Origin of the sequence: Halobellus ordinarius, assembly GCF_031823395.1 — an archaeon.
Classification (GTDB): Archaea; Halobacteriota; Halobacteria; order Halobacteriales; family Haloferacaceae; genus Haloquadratum; species Haloquadratum ordinarius.
Genome location: NZ_JAVQKJ010000008.1, coordinates 97,402 through 114,176 on the forward strand (window position 1 = coordinate 97,402; position 16,775 = coordinate 114,176).

Sequence of the window (16,775 nt, forward strand, 5' to 3'; positions counted from 1 at the left end):
TGAATACCGTGGATTTTCCGCCTGAAAACAGGCTACCGCTCAAATCGGGGGCACAGAAAGGACAGGTAATCCGGCGAACACTGCGACGGCTACACTAACATACGTACGTTTGTTCTTCCACGCTCGTCGGGGACCGGGCCGGCCCCAGCCGCTGAGCAAACCGTTTCAAAAGTGAAAACGACAATCAGTCGATCAGGCCCGAGAGGTTGTCGGCGAAGATATCCGCCTGCGTGTCTTCGTCGACGTTCATCCGCTCGACGGCGTCGATAGTGACGTCGACGGTCCGGCGGCCGCGCTCGGGACTGAACGGGTAGTCGGTGCCGAAGATCACGTTTCCATCGTTGAAAAATGACGCCGCACAGTCGAGTGCGGGTGCCGAGCCCGAGACGGCGGTGTCGGCGTAGAACTTCTTGAAGTACTCCTCGGCGGGTTCCGACAGCGACGCTGCGTTCTCGTGGAACCCGGGGTAGTTCTCGGGGTAAGCGAACCGCTGCTGGTAGAACATCTCGATCCGGCTGCCGTAGTAGGGGACCATCCCGCCGCCGTGGTGGGAGACGATCTGCAGATCGGGGTACGCCTCCATCACGCCGCCGAACACCAGCCGTGACAGCGCCAGCGTCGTGTCGAAGGGCCACCCGAACAGTCGGTGTTCCATATACTCCGAGGCCCAGTCGTACCACTCCCACAGTTGCGGGTGGATCCAAAGCGGCGTGTCGGTCGCCTCGGCACGTTCGTACAGCGGCCAGAAGCGGTCGTCGTCGAGGGGCCGACCGTCGACGTTCGAGAAGATCTGGACGCCGGCCATATCGAGGTCGTCGACACAGCGGTCGAACTCCGCGAGGAACTCCTCGCTGACCTTCGGGATCGTCGCCACCGGGATGAAATCGTCGGGATGTTCCTCCGCGAGGCGACGGATCTCGTCGTTCGCGAGCCGCGTGATGTCTAAGGCGAGGTCGTGGTCCATCCCCTGGAACATCGTCGGCAGCGCGAGCGTGATGATCTGTTTGTCCACGCCGTAGTCGGCCATATCCTGCTTTCGCTGCTCGATGTCCCAGAGGAACTCGGGCCGGCCGGACAACCCCTGGAACCCGAACTGCTCGGTCAGATCCTCGAAGAACCGCTCCGTCAATACGTGGGTGTAGCCGTCGACGATTTCTGGCATACCCCTACCACACCGGACCGTGGTCATAATTGTTCCCACTGATGGGTGCGAGGACCGCCCCAGCGACGCTCACAGCCGTTGCAATCTGTGCGAAGCCACGAACGTTCGCTACTCCTCTGCGTATTTGATGTCCAACGCGAGTTCGTGGGCCGTGCTCTCGACTTCCGCGGTGATGTCGTCGTCGAAGCCGGCGTTGCCGAGTCGTTTCGTCGGTGCGGAGATACTGATCGCGCCGAGGATCTCCCCGTCAAGTTGAACGGGTGCGCCGATGCAGGTGAGGCCTTCGGTCCGCTCCTCGTTGTCGGTCGCGTAGCCCCGCTCGCGGATCTGTTGTAGCTCCGCAAACAGTTCCTCCCGCTCGGTGATCGTGTTCTCGGTCGCCTTCGGCAGCCCCCATTCGTCGATAATTGCCTCGACGCGCTCCCGGGAGAGGTGTGCGAGGATCGCTTTCCCGATTCCGATGTTGTGCAAGCGGAGCCGATAGCCGACGTGAGTGTCGAGACTGACGGCGTAGCTGCCGCGGGACTGATAGAGGTACACCGCGCGGCCGCCCTCCTCAGTGGCTAGGTTGGCCAGCATCCCGGTGTCGCTCGCCAACTGGTCGATCTTCGAGCGGCCGTGCCGGTACAGCGGCGACCGACTGCGGACGTGGCCGCCGAGCGAGAGGAATTTCAGGCTGAGCGAGTACTCGTCGCCGTTTTTCTCGACGTATCCGTGCTCTCTGAGCGTACTGAGATGGTTGTGGATTCCGCTTTTGCTCATCTCCAGCCGCTCGTCGAGTTCGGTGAGTCGGAACCCGTCGGCGGTGTCGAGCGTCTCGATCAACGCCAGCGTCTTTTCGCTGGTTCGAACGGGGTGGTTGGCTTTCTCCTTCATACGGGATCTACATACTGGATCCTCCAAACGTTTTCGGTGTGAAAACTCAAGCTGCCGCCTCAAAATAAATCTAATCCAGTTTGAAGAATTACTATTTATTTATATATTGCCTAAAATACGCTTTTTCAAGGCCTCAAATTAGATATTGTATAATAAAATTAAAACTATATAGGAATTTATAATTTAGACAACTATTATTGCTGACCCCGTTCCCATCTCGCTGAGTTCCGGCCAGGAATTCCTTCAACACCCTTAAATTCCATCCGAGCGAATATGCATAATATGTCTGAAATTAATCCGTTCGAGAGTTTGCAGGAGCAGGTCGACGACGCCGCGGCGTATCTCGATGTCGCTCCGGACGTGATCGAACGCCTGAAACATCCCGAACGGGTTCTGGAACTCAGTCTCTCGGTTGAACTCGACGACGGCACGATGGAGCAGTTCAAGGCGTTCCGATCGCAGTTCAACGGCGACCGAGGCCCCTACAAGGGCGGGATCCGGTATCACCCGGGCGTCTCCCGCGACGAAGTGAAGGCACTCTCGGGATGGATGGCGTACAAATGCGCCGTCGTTGGTATCCCGTACGGCGGCGGGAAAGGCGGTATCGTCGTCGACCCCTCAGAGTACTCGACGTCGGAACTGGAACGGTTGACGCGCTCGTATGCGACCGAACTGCGGCCGCTCGTCGGTCCCGATCGTGACATTCCGGCGCCGGACGTGAACACGGGCCAGCGGGAGATGAACTGGTTCAAGGACACCTACGAGACGCTCGAACGGACGAATGCACCGGGCGTCATCACAGGCAAGGCGATCTCCTCCGGCGGCAGCGCGGGACGCGTCGAGGCCACCGGCCGTTCGACGATGCTGGCCGCCCGCGAGGCGTTCCGACATCTCGGTCGTGACGTCTCCGACGCGACAGTCGCTGTACAGGGATACGGCAACGCCGGGTCAGTGGCGGCCAGACTGCTCGAAGATCAGGGAGCGACGGTCGTCGCCGTCTCCGACTCCTCGGGCGCGGTCTACGATCCCGACGGACTCGACACCCGTGCGGTGAAGTCATTCAAGAGCGAGACGGGATCGGTGTCGGGCTACGAAAACGTCGAGGAATTGACGAATGAGGAGCTGCTCACGCTGGACGTCGACCTGCTCGTCCCGGCGGCACTAGAGAACGCCATCGACCGCAAACTCGCGGAGGATGTCCGGGCGGAGGTCATCGTCGAGGCTGCAAACGGTCCCCTCACGCCGAACGCGGACGACGTCCTCACGGAGCGCGACGTGGTCGTCATCCCGGACATCCTCGCCAACGCCGGGGGCGTCACCGTCTCGTACTTCGAGTGGGTCCAGAACCGACAGCGGTTCTCCTGGCGGGAGGAACGCGTCAACGAGGAACTGGAAGCGGTGATCACGGACGCCTTCGACGACCTCGTCGACGCCTACGAGTCCCGCGATCTCCCGAACTTCCGGACCGCTGCGTACGTCGTCGCCACCCAGCGGATCGTCGACGCCTACACCGAGGGCGGCAACTGGCCGTAGCGTTCGTCTCCGGTCGTTTCTCTCCGTTTTCTCAGGCGACGCGACACCGATTCCCGATCGGTCCGACGCCAACCCGAGGGGTTGAAGTCCGTTCCCGCCGGGGACGTAGATAATGCGTCAGGACCACCTCATCTCCGCGACGCAACTGTCGCGGGCCGACATCGAGGCGGTGCTCGACCGCGCGGCGGAGATCGACGCCGATCCGACCGCCTGGCAGGAGCGCCACGCCGGATCGGTGCTCGGCCTCTGCTTTTTCGAGCCGAGCACCCGCACGCGGATGAGCTTCGACACCGCGATGAAACGTCTGGGGGGACAGACCGTCGATATGGGTTCCGTGGAGTCGACGTCGGTGAAGAAAGGCGAGACGCTGGCCGATACGATGCGCGTCGTCGAGGGGTACGCCGACGCGCTCGTCCTCAGACACCCCTCGGAAGGATCCGCGAAGATGGCCTCGGAGTTCGTCGACGTCCCGCTCGTCAACGCGGGCGACGGGGCGGGGCAGCATCCGACCCAGACCCTGCTTGACCTCTATACGATGCGCGAGAACGCCGGTCTCGACGACATCACGGTCGGCATTATGGGCGATCTGAAATACGGCCGAACGGTTCACTCGCTGGCGTCGGCGCTGACGAACTTCGACGTCCGGCAGCACTTCATCAGCCCGGAGAGCCTCCGTCTTCCACGAAACGTCCGGTACGACCTTCACGATTCAGGCGCGCAGGTCCGTGAACACACCGAACTGGAGGCGGTTCTCGCCGAACTGGACGTCCTCTATGTGACTCGGATCCAGCGGGAGCGCTTCCCGGACGAAAACGAGTATCGCAAGGTCGCCGGCGAGTATCAGATCGACACCGACGACCTCGATGCGGCCAAGGAGTCGCTGACGGTGATGCATCCGCTACCGCGGGTCGACGAGATCGCGCCCGCCGTCGACGACACGGACCAGGCGAAGTACTTCGAACAGGCTCACAACGGCGTTCCCGTCAGGATGGCCCTTCTGGATATGCTGCTCGACGACACCGGAGGTGCACAATGAGCGACACCGACCGCGAACTGCGCGTCTCGAAGATCCGCAACGGCACCGTCATCGACCACCTCGCCGCCGGGCAGGCGCTGAACGTCCTCGCGCTGCTCGGGATCGACGGCTCCGGCGGCGAGAGCGTCTCCGTCGGGATGAACGTTCCCTCGGACAAACTCGCGAAGAAAGACATCGTGAAGGTCGAAGACCGGGAGCTGAGTCAATCGGAGGTGGACGTCCTCGCCGTCATCTCGCCGGAGGCGACGATCAACATCGTCCGGGAGTACGAGGTGATCGAAAAAGAGCGAATCGACCGTCCGGAGTCGGTCGCGGGGGTCCTCGCCTGCCCGAACCGGAACTGTATCACCAACGACGAGGAACCCGTCGAGACACACTTTGTCGTCCTGGATGATGGCCTCCAGTGTGAGTACTGTGGCGAAATCGTCCGCGAGGACGAGGTCGCGACACACCTCGACGTCTCCTGACGGCACCGAACGGAGTCTTGACGGCACCGAACGGAGTCTTGACGGCACCGAACGGAGTCTTGATGGCACCGAACGGAGTTTCCTCCCCCGCACGAACGCTCGACAGCCACCGGACGGGGAGGGAAATGATTTTGTACCGAGGCGGCGAACGGATAGGTATGTCCGGAAAAGCAAAATTCATCCTGGTACTGGCGCTCATCGCACTCGTCTACTTCGTCGTCTCCGGCGGCGAAGACCCCGTCGAGGTCGACGTCGACGACGAGTAACCAATCCCACCCCGTTACCCCCTTTTTCCGCGATCGATTCGGAGAGCCGCGGCCATCTGAGAAACCCACAGAAGCCCCGTCGCTCGGTCCCGACGGACTGATACCGCTTGGCGCGGAACGACGGGTATGTACGGTGTCGTCACGCGGAACGCCGAGGAGGTCGGCTGGAACGAGTTCGACGTCGGCTTCTACGAAGTGAAGGACGTGACCGGGCGGGCCTCGGAACCGCTCGCCGACGCGGTGAATATGCTCTCCTGTTTCGGCGACACCGCGGCGGTCGACGCCGACCCCGACCTTGTAGCCGTCGACGAGGACGGGACGCCGGCGACGCGCGAACAACCGTACTTCGATTGGTCCTACGTCTGCCCGACACACGAGCAGTACCGCGCGGGTCTCTTCGAGATCGTCGAGGACGCCGCGGAGGCAAACGAAGACGTCCGGCTGGACGACGTCGGCTTCCCGAGAGAGGGATACTGCCGCTGTGACCGCTGTGAGCGGCAGTTCGCGGCGAGCGGCCACGAGAACCGATCTGCGTGGCGCACCGCCGTCGTCACTGAATTCGTCGCCGAAGCTGCCGACCGGATCCCCGGCCGGACGTACCTCACGCTGTATCCGGATCCGTATCCCGGCCACCTGGAAGCGCGGGCCGGCATCGACGTGGCGGCGCTTGCGCCTCACGTCGACGAGTTTGTGGTGCCGCTCTACGACACCCACTACGCGACCACGTACTGGCTCGAAACGATCGCGAAGGGGTTCGAGAGCCTGCTCGATCCGCTGGAAACCACCTTCTCGATCGAACTGTACGCCGTCGACGTCGACGTCGACGATCTCGTCCGGGCCACCGAGGTCGCCGAGACCTACGGCCGGAACGTCTACTTCGGCTACGACGCCTCGAACGCCGCTGCAGCGATCAGACGGAAAGACGCCGAGGGACGATCCGGGGTCACACACCGCCCCGACGGCACCGATGGGGACCTCTCCGAGGAGTCGCGGTAGTCGGTCAACCGGGGGAGGATTGTTTTTCACCCGGAATCGAATTCTCGGCAGGCGCGATCATCGGGACGAACGGACCGAAACTCCTCTCAGAGCACCCCAGCGAGGAACGCGACGACGACGATTCCGGCGACGAACACGACCGCAGCGAAGGCGAACAGCCCGGCCATAAGCCTACGCTGTTCCGACGTGGATTGGGGCATACCAACAGTCTGGGTCCGGATTCGCTTATTACTCTCGGCCGCGATCCCGAAACGACACGCGCGATTCTTTCTCCCACCGCCGTTTCCTGTGGCGACGAAGCCGCACCGAGAATCGGGCAGTGTCGATCACAGTGGGAACTCGGTGAACGAGAGCCCGACGGCGAAGAGGACGGCGTAGGCCGCAAGCAGGCGGCCAGTCCGTTCGAGGGTCGGGTTCAGGACGTCCCCGGCCGTCTCTTCGAGCATCGTCCGCGTGATCGAGAGGGCATACGGGAGCGTGAGGACGGGCAGCGCCGCGGCGACGGTGAACCCGGGGCGAAGGACGAACCACAGCGGCACGGCGTACGCCAGCAGCAGCAGGACGACGAACTCCGCGCGGGCGAACCCGTAGCCGAAACGCACCGCGAGGGTTCGCTTGCCGGTCGTGGCATCCTCCTCCTTGTCGCGGACGTTGTTGACGACGAGGATATCCGTCGACAGCGCTGCGATCGGCAGCGCGGCGATCACTGCCCCGAGTGGAAGGGTTCCGGGCGGAATCCCGACGGTCAGCGGGTCCGCCAGCACTGCTGCGGCCTGGACGTAGTACGTGCCCGTGACTGCGACGAGACCGAAGAAGACGAAGACGAAGAGGTCCCCGAGGCCGTGATAGCCCAGCGGGTACGGGCCGCCCGTGTATGCGATCCCGGAGGCGACCGAAAGCAGGCCGATCACCAGGATCGGCACGCCACCGACGTAGACCAGATACGTCCCGAGAAGGATCGACGCGGCGAAGGTCAGATACATCGCGCGCTTGACGGTCTCGGGTGCGATGAGACCGCCGGCGGTCACGCGGGTGAAGCCCTCCCGCTGCTCGGTATCGGCGCCCTGGACGGCGTCGTAGTAGTCGTTGGCGAAGTTGGTACCGATCTGGATCAACGCGGCACCCAAAAGGGCGGCAAGCGCGGGCAGCGCAGCGAAGACGCCGTCGTGCACCGCCAGTCCGGTCCCGACGATCACGGGGGAGGCCGCCGCCGGCAACGTCTGCGGACGGGCGGCGATCACCCACGCCTCCCGCTTCGTGATGTCCTGCGTGCTCATTACGATGCCATCAGAGCGGCGGTGGCGTCAAAGTTCGCATCCACCTTTTTTGACGGGGGTCCTCGGCCGCGCGCAGCGCGGCCTCGAACCCCCGCAAAAAATCTGGACCAAAAAATGCCGACTGAGCCGTCCGACGGCTCAGTCGGGGAACCGCTCGCTCCGCTCGCGGATGCTCAGTACAGACGAACGCTGTATCACATCGGGTCGTCATTTACTCAGGATCTGCCAGGAATGAGCTGCTGAATACAGAGCGTGAGCTCAGCACGGTTCCCGCGTCTGCTACATCACAATATAATTGACCCATCCTCACGGGTCGTAGATTTCTGTGTTGGAGTTCCCATTGGCGGTTATCTCGGTTCCACACTCTGGGCAGAAGTCCACGTCGCCGTATTCAGTTAAGTCTGCCTCGCACGCTGGACAAACCTGCTCAGTCGCATCTGTGGCCTCCGTAATCGCGTAGATGGTGTCACCGCCACTGATATACACCTTTCCGTCGGAGATCGCTGGTGAGGAATCACTCGGATATCCGATTTCATACTCCCACAACAGTTCTCCTGTGTCCGTATTGATTGCGTACAGGTGACCGTCCACATCTGTGAACGAATTCGCTTCATTACTTGCTACGTAGACGACTCCATCAGCCACCGCAGGTGATGAGTCCACTCTCCCATCGGCGCTGAACGCCCACTCTTTTTCACCTGTCACTGCATCGATCGCGTAGAGGTACTTGTCGCGGCTCCCGACGTAGACTGTGCCATTCGCAATTGCAGGTGATGATCGGATCTCATCGTCTGTCTCGTAATGCCACTCTTCGCGACCGGTTGTCGTATCAATCGCGTAAAGGTGTCCATCTCCGCCCCCCACGTAGACAGTGTTCCCTTTGACTGCTGGTGTTGAGGGATGCAGAGAAACGCCGATGTCTTCAAACTTCCAATGTGGATCCTCCGGATGCTCATCAGAATACTCGTCACGTCGGAGAGGGATACCGTGTGCCCCGTTCCGATCAAGCGCATACACTCCGTGGCCGTCGTTAATATACAGGGAGTTGCCTGCTATTGCAGGAGCGCCGGAACCGTATTTATAAATATACCATTCCGCTGTACCTGTCCTAGTATTTATTGCATACAAGTTGTTGTTCCGATCACCCACATAGACTGTTCCAGCGACAACGGCAGGGGCTGCTCGGAAATACTGCCGATCTTTGTCGACAACAGAATCGAACTCCCACTCAAGAATTCCGCGAGTAGCATCAATTGCACAAAACCCGTTTTCGTTCCCGACGTAGACGGTTGAATTCTCTACTGTCAAGTCGGATTTTACCTTCTGACCTGTATCACACGTCCACTCCTGCCGTCCAGTCGAGGAATCGAAGGCATATACGTTGCCGTCCGTGCTGCCTACGTAGACCAACCCGTTCTTGACGACCGGTGAAGAAGTGAATGAGTCACTCGTCTGGGCAGTCCAGCTCTCCGTTACATTCGTCTTTGGCCCAGTATCGTTGGAGACGTGTCCAGTGCGACCCAGATCGAACTGAAATGTCGGCCAGTTCTTCTCGTGCATCAAATGAGTTATGTCGGTAGGTGGATAATAGAATTAAGGGTTCCACGCTTAGAGCGTCTGATGAGAGACCGTTGGGAGACTTGATTTAATACAGACGAACGCTGTATCACAGCTGGTCGTCATCTACTTACGATCTGTCAGGAACGGCCTGCTGAATATAGAGGCTGTGTCTATCACAGAGTTTCAGTTGATTAAACCTGTTTCGTGCTGCGTGTCAATCGAAGCCGATAGGACCGAGTTCCTTCTCTTGCGTTGTCGCTTATCAGGTTCCAGTGCGTAGTTCATCCTATGGCAACCGTAGCCAAATTCACAGTTCAAGCGGACACGTTTCCGCTGGGTGCGCTCTTTCGAGGACATTCAGAGGTGGAGATTGAACTCGAGCGCATCGTTCCCACGCGACCGGCACTCATTCCGTATATTTGGATCAGAGGACTGAGTCAAAGCGAGATCTCGTCAGTACTCACCAGCGCGAGCCAAGCACCGGACACCAAAAGTATCAAACAACTCGATAAGGTCAACGGAGCGTACTTGCTTCGTGTCGAATGGAAGCCAGAGAGACAAGGGCTCCTCCGAGCCATCAGTGAGACGAATGGGACGCTCATTTCGGGGACCGGGACAGCCGACTCGTGGACGTTCGAAGTCCGTGGTGAAACCCATACCGCCATCACGCATCTCCAAGAATACTGCCGCGAGCACGATATTCCAGTTTCACTCACATCAATTCGAACTCTCTCCTCGGCCACAGTTGGACAGGAGTACGGCTTGACTGCCGCCCAGCGAAAGGCGCTGGTTCTGGCCTACAATCGCGGCTACTATCAGACACCGCGGGAGGTGTCACTGGATGACCTTGCGGGCGAGTTCGAGATTACTGGCCAAGCATTCGGGTCCCGCCTCCGCCGGGGTGTCAATCAGCTCGTCAAAAGTACGTTGATTAATACCGCGTGACTCCCCAAATCAACACATTTCATATGAAAAGTCAAGGTTGATACGGTCACTTAATCTACAGCGGACCAGATGACCTCATCAACAAAACCGAACGAGTCGCCGGACAGAGACGCGGTTGCGTCCGATCACGTGACATTTAGCGAGGAGACGGGGACCTACTGGACGGAATTCGATGGTCATACACGTCAACCCACGGAAGCAGTGGTATTCGCCGTTGCAGAAGCAACCCAAACAGATCCACTCGATCTCCCTCCCCTCTGCTCTGCCTTGGATCCCGATGCACTAAATATGCTCTTCGAGACCAGCACCAACAGTCGGCCTCAGGCCACGATAACCGTCTCTTTCGAGTATGCCGACCACCAGATAGTTCTCAAGGAGCACGGGAGCATCGTGGTTACACCGCCAGCACCAGGGAGGTAAGTCCTGATCACAGCGGGCCACAGATTCATCAATTTGTCTCGGAGGAAAGTGGTGTATTCGCACGTTGTATTCAGCACGACTCTGTATAGATCGATGGTAATTGGCAGACCACTTGATAGTCAACACGCACGTTCTGATGGATCATTCACGACATATCGGCGAAATAAACTGCAGTGAGAGTAGTTCTATGATCTCCCATCCTACGGAACAATCAACCCATCAACGAACAACTGAGCCAGGAGAGGAACACCGACAAGCATTCGGGCGAACGAGCGGTCCGAAGGACCCGGAAGTGAGCGCGATTCACCGAGATCGAGGCCGACGGCCGAGATCTCGGCATTTTTTGGTCCAGATTTTTTGCGGGGGTTCGAGGCCGCGCTGCGCGCGGCCGAGGACCCCCGTCAAAAAAGTGGGTTAGTAGTGCCAGGGGAACTCGGAGAAGTCCGGCTCGCGACCGTCGAGGAACGCGTCGCGTCCCTCCTGGGCCTCGTCGGTCATATACGCCAACCGCGTGGCCTCGCCAGCAAACACCTGCTGGCCGACGAGTCCGTCGTCCGTTAGATTGAACGCGTATTTGAGCATCCGCATCGCAGTCGGCGACTTGTTCGTCATCTCTTCGGCCCATTCCAGGGCAACGTCTTCGAGGTCCGCGTGGGGAATTGCTTCGTTGACCATCCCCATCTCTGCGGCCTCCGCCGCGGAGTAGGTCTTGCCGCGGAAGAACACCTCTCTGGCCTTCTTCTGTCCAATCTGCTTTGCGAGCAACGCCGAGCCGAACCCGCCGTCGAACGAGGCCACGTCGGGATCGGTCTGGAGGAACTTGGCGTGCTCCTCGGAGGCGAGCGTCAGATCGCAGACGACGTGCAGCGAGTGGCCGCCACCGACGGCCCACCCCGGCACGACGGCGACGACCGGTTTCGGCATAAATCGGATGAGTCGCTGGACTTCCAGAATGTGGAGACGGCCCGCCTTCGCCTCGCGGACGAGCGGGTCGTCGGACTCGTCGGCCTCGTCGTCGTCGCGGTACTCGTAGCCCGACTCCCCGCGGACGGACTGGTCGCCGCCGGCACAGAAGGCCCAGCCGCCGTCTTTCGGTGACGGCCCGTTCCCAGTCAGGAGGACGCAGCCGACGTCGGCCTGCTTGCGTGCGTGATCGAGGGCCGCGTAGAGTTCGTCGACGGTCCCCGGCCGGAAGGCGTTGCGCTTCTCGGGGCGGTCGAAGGCGATCCGGACCACCGGGAGGTCGCGCTCGCGGTGGTACGTGATGTCGTCGAACGCCCCGGCACCGTCGACCTGCTCCCAGCGCGACTCGTCGAAAATCTCAGAGACCATACCGGGAGACGGGTCGGACTCAGCAAAAAGATTCGTTTCGGCCGAGAAGGACCCCCGCGGACGGCTGCAGTTCAGTCGGTCGCAGCGAGCACTCGATCGACCGTCCGCTCGCGGAGGTCCTCTCGGACACGGTGGCTGGCTTCGGCGTCCGTCTCCACCTCGATGACGTGCGAACCTTCGCTCGTCGTCGCATCCGCGAAGGCATCGCGGAAGGCGTCGCGGTCGCCGCCGTCGACGCGCGCGAACGAGAGATCGTACAGGTCCGCCGTCGGGGCGAAATCGAGGCCGTGCGGCGTCACGAACTGCGAGGTAAACGGCGGGTCGTACGCCTCGATCGGGAGCATGTGGAAGATCCCGCCACCGTCGTTGTTGAGCAGCACGATCGTCGCCTCGACGTCACACCGCCCGAGCGCGAGCAGGCCGTTCATATCGTGGTAGTACGCCAGATCACCGGTCACGAGTGTCAGGTCGTCGGTCGTCGCCGATCCGGCACCGAGCGCCGACGAGACGATCCCGTCGATGCCCGACGCGCCGCGGTTGCCGAGAGCGATGTATCCGCTCGTCGTCGGTACGCCGAAGCGATCGAGATCGCGGACTGGCATCGAGTTCGAGACGAAGATCGTCGACGGGTCGGGCGCGAGATCCGTGACGTCGGCGAGGATGCGTCCCTCACAGAATCCGTCGTGCCCGTCGAAAACGGCCGCGTGTTCTTCCTCGGCGGTCGTCCACCGCTCGCGCCACGCCGCACTCCCCGGTCCCGCGAGGAGTCGCGAGAGCCGGGCAAACAGCCTGGACGGGTCCGCGACGACGAGGTCGGTGGCGGTGAACTCCGCCTCACGCCACCCGGCGGCGGGGTCGACGACGACCTGCGTCGCGTCGACCGCGGCGAGATACTTCCTGAGCGGCTTCGACGTGGGCGAGGCGCCGGCCCGAATCACGACCCCCGGGTCGGGCCACGCCTCGCGGACCCGCTCGCCGAGATAGGCGTCGTAGCCGCCGATCACCGGCGTCGTCCGAACCAGTCCGCCGTAGCGAACACCGGAGAGCGGATCCGCGAGCACCGGGAAGCCGCTGGCGTGAGCGAACGCGCCCACCGCTTCGGGATCGATGCCCGGCGCGTCGGTGGGACCGACGACGACGAGTCCACGGGGCGCAGAAAGGTCTGCGGCAAGGTCCCGGAGCGCGTCGTCGTCGAGTTCCGGGACGCCTGATGTGGTCTCGACGAACGCGCCGTCCCGTCCGTGCGCCGCCCTTTCTGGGAGGTCGGCGGGGACGTCGCCCGCGACCGGCGTCGGCTCCAGCGGCTTGCGGAACGGGAAGTTCAGATGTACCGGACCTGCCGGGGTCCCGGTCGCCTTCGCGACCGCGCGCGCCGCCGTCGTCCGCAGAGAACGAAGCTTTCGCGGCGTCGCCTCCGGCTCTGCCACGTCCCGGTACCACCTGACTGCGTCGCCGTAGAGCTTCTCTTGGTCGATCGTCTGGTTGGCGCCGGAGTCGCGAATCGACGGCGGCCGGTCGGCGGTCAAAAGTAAAAGCGGCACCCGTGACTGCGAGGCTTCGATCACTGCCGGATGGTAGTTCGCGGCCGCCGTCCCGGAGGTACAGACAAGCGGCGTCACGTCTCCGGTCCGCCGGGCACGCCCCAGCGCGAAGTACGCCGCCGACCGCTCGTCGAGATGTGAGAAGACGTGGATGTCCTCGTGGCGGTCGAACGCGACCGTCAGCGGGGTTGATCGGCTCCCCGGCGAGATGCAGACGGCGTCGACGCCCGCGGCGACGAGTTCGTCGACCAGGGCCCGCGCCCAGAGCGTATTCCGGTTGGGGTCAGTCATCGTCTCTGACTGTCTCGTCGCACCATTACTCGTCGCTCCGTTCCAGTTCGTCGAGGATCGGTCGGTACTTCAGTTGTACCTCGTCCCACTCGGAGTCGGGATCGGAGTCGCGGACGATCCCGACCCCGGCAAACAGGGTCGCGGTGTCGGCGCTCGCGACTGCCGAGCGGAGCGCGACGGCGAAGGTGCCGTAGCCCGCGGCGTCGATCCAGCCGACCGGTGCCGCGTACCAGCCGCGGTCGAACGGTTCGGTCTCCCGGATGGTTTCCAGGGCGGCTGCGGGCGGCAGACCACCGACTGCCGGGGTCGGGTGCAGCGCCTCGACCAGCGAGAGGACGTGTTCGTCGCGGTCCAGCGTCGCCGTGATCGGCGTCCAGAGGTGCTGGACCGTGGCGAGGCGCTTGATCTGCCGTGGGCCGACGTTCACCGAGGCAGCGTACGGCGAGAGCTGTTTGCGGATCGTCTCGGCGACGAGGTCGTGCTCGTGGGCGTTCTTCTCGTCGTTGGCCAGTTCCTGTGCCAGCCACTCGTCCTCGGCGGGGGTTTCACCGCGCCCGGTCGTCCCCGCGAGCGCGCCGGTCTCGACCGTCCGCCCGCGCACCGAGACGAGCCGTTCCGGCGTCGCGCCGAAAAAGGACGCTCTCTCCCGGTCCCCCGAGGGAGCCGGTTCGACGAGAAACCGATAACACTCCGGGTACCGTTGCCCCAGGCGAGAGAGCACGTCCGGCAGGCGGAGTTCGGCCGCGAGATCGACGTCGAGCGCCTGCGCGAGGACGACCTTTCGGAGATCGCCGGCCTCGATGCGGTCAATCGCCGCATCGACGCCCGACTGCCATTCCGACCGGGTAGTGGTCTGTATTCGCTCCTCGACGCCGGGCGGGTCGGCGAGGTCGCCGGGGTCGGGCAGACTGGCGATCCGTTCCCGTTCGGCCGCGAGCCGGGTCTCGACGTCCTCGGACGACGTCTCCGGATCGACGGCGTTCACCGTCAGCCACGACTCGTCGTCGGTCCAGGTGATCTGCACCCGAGGAAAGACGAATCGGGCGCCGGGAAAATCCGTCCACGGCTCCCGGCTTGTCCCCTCGGCGTGGAACGCGAAACCGCCGAACAGTCGGGGTCGGGCCGCCTCCGTCCCGGCGTGGACGTCGCCCGAGGCGAAAAGCGCCTCCGAACGCTTCCGGATCTTCTCGAAACGATCGGGGCCGTCTGCCGTGAGTGTCGCCGCCGCGCCCTCACCGACGACAGTTGCCTCGTCGGGAGCACTCCAGACTGTCCGGGGCGCGTCGGCCGCCCGGAGGACGGCGCGGAAGGAGGGGATCTCGATCCGCTTCGAGCGGCTGAGGAGTCTGCCCTCGTCCGCGTCGGTCCGCAACGAATCCATTACCGCTCTTCGGGGTCCCACACCCTTTTATTTGACTATCGGGACGTTTGCAACCTTTTGCTCCGTCCAAGCGCGCGACGGCGCACGGATCGACGAGAAATCGGGTATAGCGGGGTCGACCACCACCTTCCGGCCGCCGTCGGCGAAATTTCTCCCGCACTGGACGGCTATCCGTACCGCTCCTGGTTCCAGGGGTCCGCCGTCACCGAGTACCCACGCTCCTCCCAGTAGCCGTGCTCCGGTTCGGTCAGAAACTCGACGCCGTCGACCCACTTTGCCCCCTTGTAGGCGTACTTGTGTGGCGTCACGACGCGGAGCGGTCCGCCGTGCTCGGCCGCCAGGTCCTCGCCGTCGCGCCCGTAAGCGAAGAGCACCTCCGGACGATTGCAGTCCTCGAGCGGCAGATCGGTGGTGTACCCGTCGAGCGCGTGAAACAGCACGTGGACGGCATCGTCGTGGACGCTCGCCCGCTCGGCGATCGCCGGGAACGGAACCCCGGTGAACTCACAGTCTAGGGCGGTCCATCCCGTAACACAGTGGAAGTCCTGCCGCTGCGTCGTCGCGGGCAGGTCGCGGAACGCGTCGTACGATAGCGTCAGTTCGTTCTCGACGGCGCCCCAGACGTCGAAGGACCACGTCTCGCGGGTCCAGGAGGGTGTCGCGCCTTTCGAGAGCACCGGGAACTTGGAGCTCTCGTGCTGTCCCGGCGGAACCCGCTCGTCGCCGAATTCCCGGTAGAGATCGGTAACGTCTTCGACCATAGGGTCGCTACCGGCGCGAAGTATCTAACAGTAACGACAAGTAGGTACCGATTAACCAAACTATTCTGATTAGAAGCAAAATAGACATACATTAATGTGAAAATATAGTTGCTTAAATGGTCAAACTCCGCCGCAGGCTTTAAATAACCCGGATCCAAACCCCCTCACGTTCAAATGCCCAAGGTGAACATCAACGTCCCCGAACATCTCGAGATGCAGATCGCCCAGCTCGTCGATCAGGGCGAGTTCGTCAGCCGCGAGGAAGCCATCGAGGAGCTGCTTTCGACCGGGTTGCGCGCGTTCAAGACCAGCGGCCCGATGGACGAGGACGATCATCTCGAGGACGACGGAATGATGGGCCACGAAGACGAGTACGTCTTCTGATACTGGTTACTCTCGTCTCTTCCCGCCGAGCGCCAACCCCCGTTGACGGCGCTCGGCGAGAAAAGTCAGAGGAATCCGTATGAGAGGTACCAGCACGGACGGCAGGGTCCAGACTCGACCCGCGATGTCGACGCCCGTGGGAATATCCACCAATAATACTTAAATCGATCTCCTACGTATCCACGTCTATGCACAAAGAAGAGCTACTGGAGTTACACGAACAGATGGTGATCATCAAGGACAACTTCGCCGCGCGAGAGGAGGTCGACGGCAGTATCTTCGACGAGTACGAGGAAATCGGCGTCGACCCGTCGCACGTCCACAAATCCAAGAGCGAGCACAAACACGCGGTGTTCGTCCTCGGCAACGCTCTGGCGTCGGCGATGAGCGAAGACGAGTTCTCGAACGCGGGCCGCGTCGGCAAGCGGATGCAGGAACTCGCCGAGGACGCCGAAAGCAAACTCTGAGAGGCATTCGTTCCGTAACGAGGTCACCGTTCTTTCGCGATTCTCGCTTCGTACTGATTACTCTCGTCTCTTCCCGCCGA

Annotated in this window: 16 protein-coding genes; 8 read left to right on the forward strand and 8 right to left on the reverse strand. The window is 62.1% G+C overall.

The genetic code is table 11. The features are described 5' to 3' along the window. Positions 1–184 precede the first annotated feature (184 nt). On the reverse strand, positions 185–1,162 hold the full coding sequence (locus RJT48_RS12975; RefSeq protein WP_311172739.1) for an amidohydrolase family protein: 978 nt from the start codon (positions 1,160–1,162) through the stop codon (positions 185–187). A 108-nt stretch (positions 1,163–1,270) separates the two neighbouring features. Beyond that, complete coding sequence (locus RJT48_RS12980; RefSeq protein ID WP_311172740.1) at positions 1,271–2,038, reverse strand: IclR family transcriptional regulator; 768 nt, start codon at positions 2,036–2,038, stop codon at positions 1,271–1,273. A 282-nt stretch (positions 2,039–2,320) separates the two neighbouring features. On the opposite strand from RJT48_RS12980, the gene RJT48_RS12985 reads away from it, so the two are divergent. From RJT48_RS12985 to RJT48_RS13000, 4 genes are all read left to right on the forward strand, one after another. Beyond that, positions 2,321–3,571: a Glu/Leu/Phe/Val family dehydrogenase gene (locus tag RJT48_RS12985; RefSeq protein WP_311172741.1), complete on the forward strand. Its 1,251-nt coding sequence runs from the start codon at positions 2,321–2,323 to the stop codon at positions 3,569–3,571. A 112-nt stretch (positions 3,572–3,683) separates the two neighbouring features. Continuing rightward, positions 3,684–4,607 carry an aspartate carbamoyltransferase gene (pyrB, locus tag RJT48_RS12990; protein ID WP_311172742.1) on the forward strand — a complete coding sequence of 308 codons (924 nt, stop codon included), beginning with the start codon at positions 3,684–3,686 and terminating at the stop codon, positions 4,605–4,607. After that, a complete protein-coding gene (pyrI, locus tag RJT48_RS12995) occupies positions 4,604–5,074 on the forward strand; it encodes an aspartate carbamoyltransferase regulatory subunit (RefSeq protein WP_311172743.1) in 471 nt (156 codons plus the stop codon). Before pyrB ends, pyrI begins: the two co-directional genes overlap by 4 nt. A gap of 392 nt (positions 5,075–5,466) precedes the next feature. After that, a complete protein-coding gene (locus RJT48_RS13000; RefSeq protein WP_311172744.1) occupies positions 5,467–6,336 on the forward strand; it encodes a hypothetical protein in 870 nt (289 codons plus the stop codon). A gap of 326 nt (positions 6,337–6,662) precedes the next feature. Here RJT48_RS13000 and RJT48_RS13005 read toward each other — a convergent pair whose 3' ends face one another. Together RJT48_RS13005 and RJT48_RS13010 are read right to left on the reverse strand one after the other, a co-directional pair. Next, positions 6,663–7,613 (reverse strand): 1,4-dihydroxy-2-naphthoate polyprenyltransferase, encoded by a 951-nt coding sequence (locus RJT48_RS13005; RefSeq protein WP_311172745.1) that lies wholly within the window; start codon positions 7,611–7,613, stop codon positions 6,663–6,665. Between the two features lie 306 nt (positions 7,614–7,919). Further along, positions 7,920–9,173, reverse strand: a complete 1,254-nt coding sequence (locus tag RJT48_RS13010; RefSeq protein ID WP_311172746.1) for an outer membrane protein assembly factor BamB family protein — start codon at positions 9,171–9,173, stop codon at positions 7,920–7,922. A 288-nt stretch (positions 9,174–9,461) separates the two neighbouring features. Between RJT48_RS13010 and RJT48_RS13015 the strand changes: the two genes are divergently transcribed. Beyond that, positions 9,462–10,118: a helix-turn-helix domain-containing protein gene (locus RJT48_RS13015; protein WP_311172937.1), complete on the forward strand. Its 657-nt coding sequence runs from the start codon at positions 9,462–9,464 to the stop codon at positions 10,116–10,118. A gap of 69 nt (positions 10,119–10,187) precedes the next feature. Continuing rightward, positions 10,188–10,538: a DdfA family disk-determining factor gene (gene ddfA, locus RJT48_RS13020; RefSeq protein ID WP_311172747.1), complete on the forward strand. Its 351-nt coding sequence runs from the start codon at positions 10,188–10,190 to the stop codon at positions 10,536–10,538. 414 nt (positions 10,539–10,952) lie between these two features. Here the strand turns inward: ddfA and RJT48_RS13025 are convergent, their stop codons facing one another. The 4 genes from RJT48_RS13025 to RJT48_RS13040 form a co-directional block, all read right to left on the reverse strand. Then, positions 10,953–11,870 carry a 1,4-dihydroxy-2-naphthoyl-CoA synthase gene (locus RJT48_RS13025; protein WP_311172749.1) on the reverse strand — a complete coding sequence of 306 codons (918 nt, stop codon included), beginning with the start codon at positions 11,868–11,870 and terminating at the stop codon, positions 10,953–10,955. Positions 11,871–11,941: 71 nt separating this feature from the next. Further along, a complete protein-coding gene (menD, locus tag RJT48_RS13030; RefSeq protein ID WP_311172750.1) occupies positions 11,942–13,702 on the reverse strand; it encodes a 2-succinyl-5-enolpyruvyl-6-hydroxy-3-cyclohexene-1-carboxylic-acid synthase in 1,761 nt (586 codons plus the stop codon). Between the two features lie 25 nt (positions 13,703–13,727). Then, a complete protein-coding gene (locus RJT48_RS13035) occupies positions 13,728–15,083 on the reverse strand; it encodes an isochorismate synthase (RefSeq protein WP_311172751.1) in 1,356 nt (451 codons plus the stop codon). Positions 15,084–15,250: 167 nt separating this feature from the next. Then, positions 15,251–15,844 carry a molybdopterin-dependent oxidoreductase gene (locus RJT48_RS13040; RefSeq protein ID WP_311172752.1) on the reverse strand — a complete coding sequence of 198 codons (594 nt, stop codon included), beginning with the start codon at positions 15,842–15,844 and terminating at the stop codon, positions 15,251–15,253. A 174-nt stretch (positions 15,845–16,018) separates the two neighbouring features. Here RJT48_RS13040 and RJT48_RS13045 point away from each other — a divergent pair, with 174 nt between their 5' ends. Then, the gene (locus RJT48_RS13045; RefSeq protein WP_311172753.1) at positions 16,019–16,228 is read left to right on the forward strand and encodes a ribbon-helix-helix domain-containing protein; all 210 of its coding nucleotides are present in this window, start codon (positions 16,019–16,021) and stop codon (positions 16,226–16,228) included. 188 nt (positions 16,229–16,416) lie between these two features. Continuing rightward, the gene (locus RJT48_RS13050) at positions 16,417–16,695 is read left to right on the forward strand and encodes a UPF0058 family protein (protein ID WP_311172754.1); all 279 of its coding nucleotides are present in this window, start codon (positions 16,417–16,419) and stop codon (positions 16,693–16,695) included. Positions 16,696–16,775: the final 80 nt, after the last annotated feature.

Coding starts and splice junctions, on each gene's coding strand:
- RJT48_RS12975 (WP_311172739.1), bottom strand. CDS start 1,162: ATGCCAGAAATCGTCGACGGCTACACCCACGTATTGACGGAGCGGTTC.
- RJT48_RS12980 (WP_311172740.1), bottom strand. CDS start 2,038: ATGAAGGAGAAAGCCAACCACCCCGTTCGAACCAGCGAAAAGACGCTG.
- RJT48_RS12985 (WP_311172741.1), top strand. CDS start 2,321: ATGTCTGAAATTAATCCGTTCGAGAGTTTGCAGGAGCAGGTCGACGAC.
- pyrB (WP_311172742.1), top strand. CDS start 3,684: ATGCGTCAGGACCACCTCATCTCCGCGACGCAACTGTCGCGGGCCGAC.
- pyrI (WP_311172743.1), top strand. CDS start 4,604: ATGAGCGACACCGACCGCGAACTGCGCGTCTCGAAGATCCGCAACGGC.
- RJT48_RS13000 (WP_311172744.1), top strand. CDS start 5,467: ATGTACGGTGTCGTCACGCGGAACGCCGAGGAGGTCGGCTGGAACGAG.
- RJT48_RS13005 (WP_311172745.1), bottom strand. CDS start 7,613: ATGAGCACGCAGGACATCACGAAGCGGGAGGCGTGGGTGATCGCCGCC.
- RJT48_RS13010 (WP_311172746.1), bottom strand. CDS start 9,173: ATGCACGAGAAGAACTGGCCGACATTTCAGTTCGATCTGGGTCGCACT.
- RJT48_RS13015 (WP_311172937.1), top strand. CDS start 9,462: ATGGCAACCGTAGCCAAATTCACAGTTCAAGCGGACACGTTTCCGCTG.
- ddfA (WP_311172747.1), top strand. CDS start 10,188: ATGACCTCATCAACAAAACCGAACGAGTCGCCGGACAGAGACGCGGTT.
- RJT48_RS13025 (WP_311172749.1), bottom strand. CDS start 11,870: ATGGTCTCTGAGATTTTCGACGAGTCGCGCTGGGAGCAGGTCGACGGT.
- menD (WP_311172750.1), bottom strand. CDS start 13,702: ATGACTGACCCCAACCGGAATACGCTCTGGGCGCGGGCCCTGGTCGAC.
- RJT48_RS13035 (WP_311172751.1), bottom strand. CDS start 15,083: ATGGATTCGTTGCGGACCGACGCGGACGAGGGCAGACTCCTCAGCCGC.
- RJT48_RS13040 (WP_311172752.1), bottom strand. CDS start 15,844: ATGGTCGAAGACGTTACCGATCTCTACCGGGAATTCGGCGACGAGCGG.
- RJT48_RS13045 (WP_311172753.1), top strand. CDS start 16,019: ATGCCCAAGGTGAACATCAACGTCCCCGAACATCTCGAGATGCAGATC.
- RJT48_RS13050 (WP_311172754.1), top strand. CDS start 16,417: ATGCACAAAGAAGAGCTACTGGAGTTACACGAACAGATGGTGATCATC.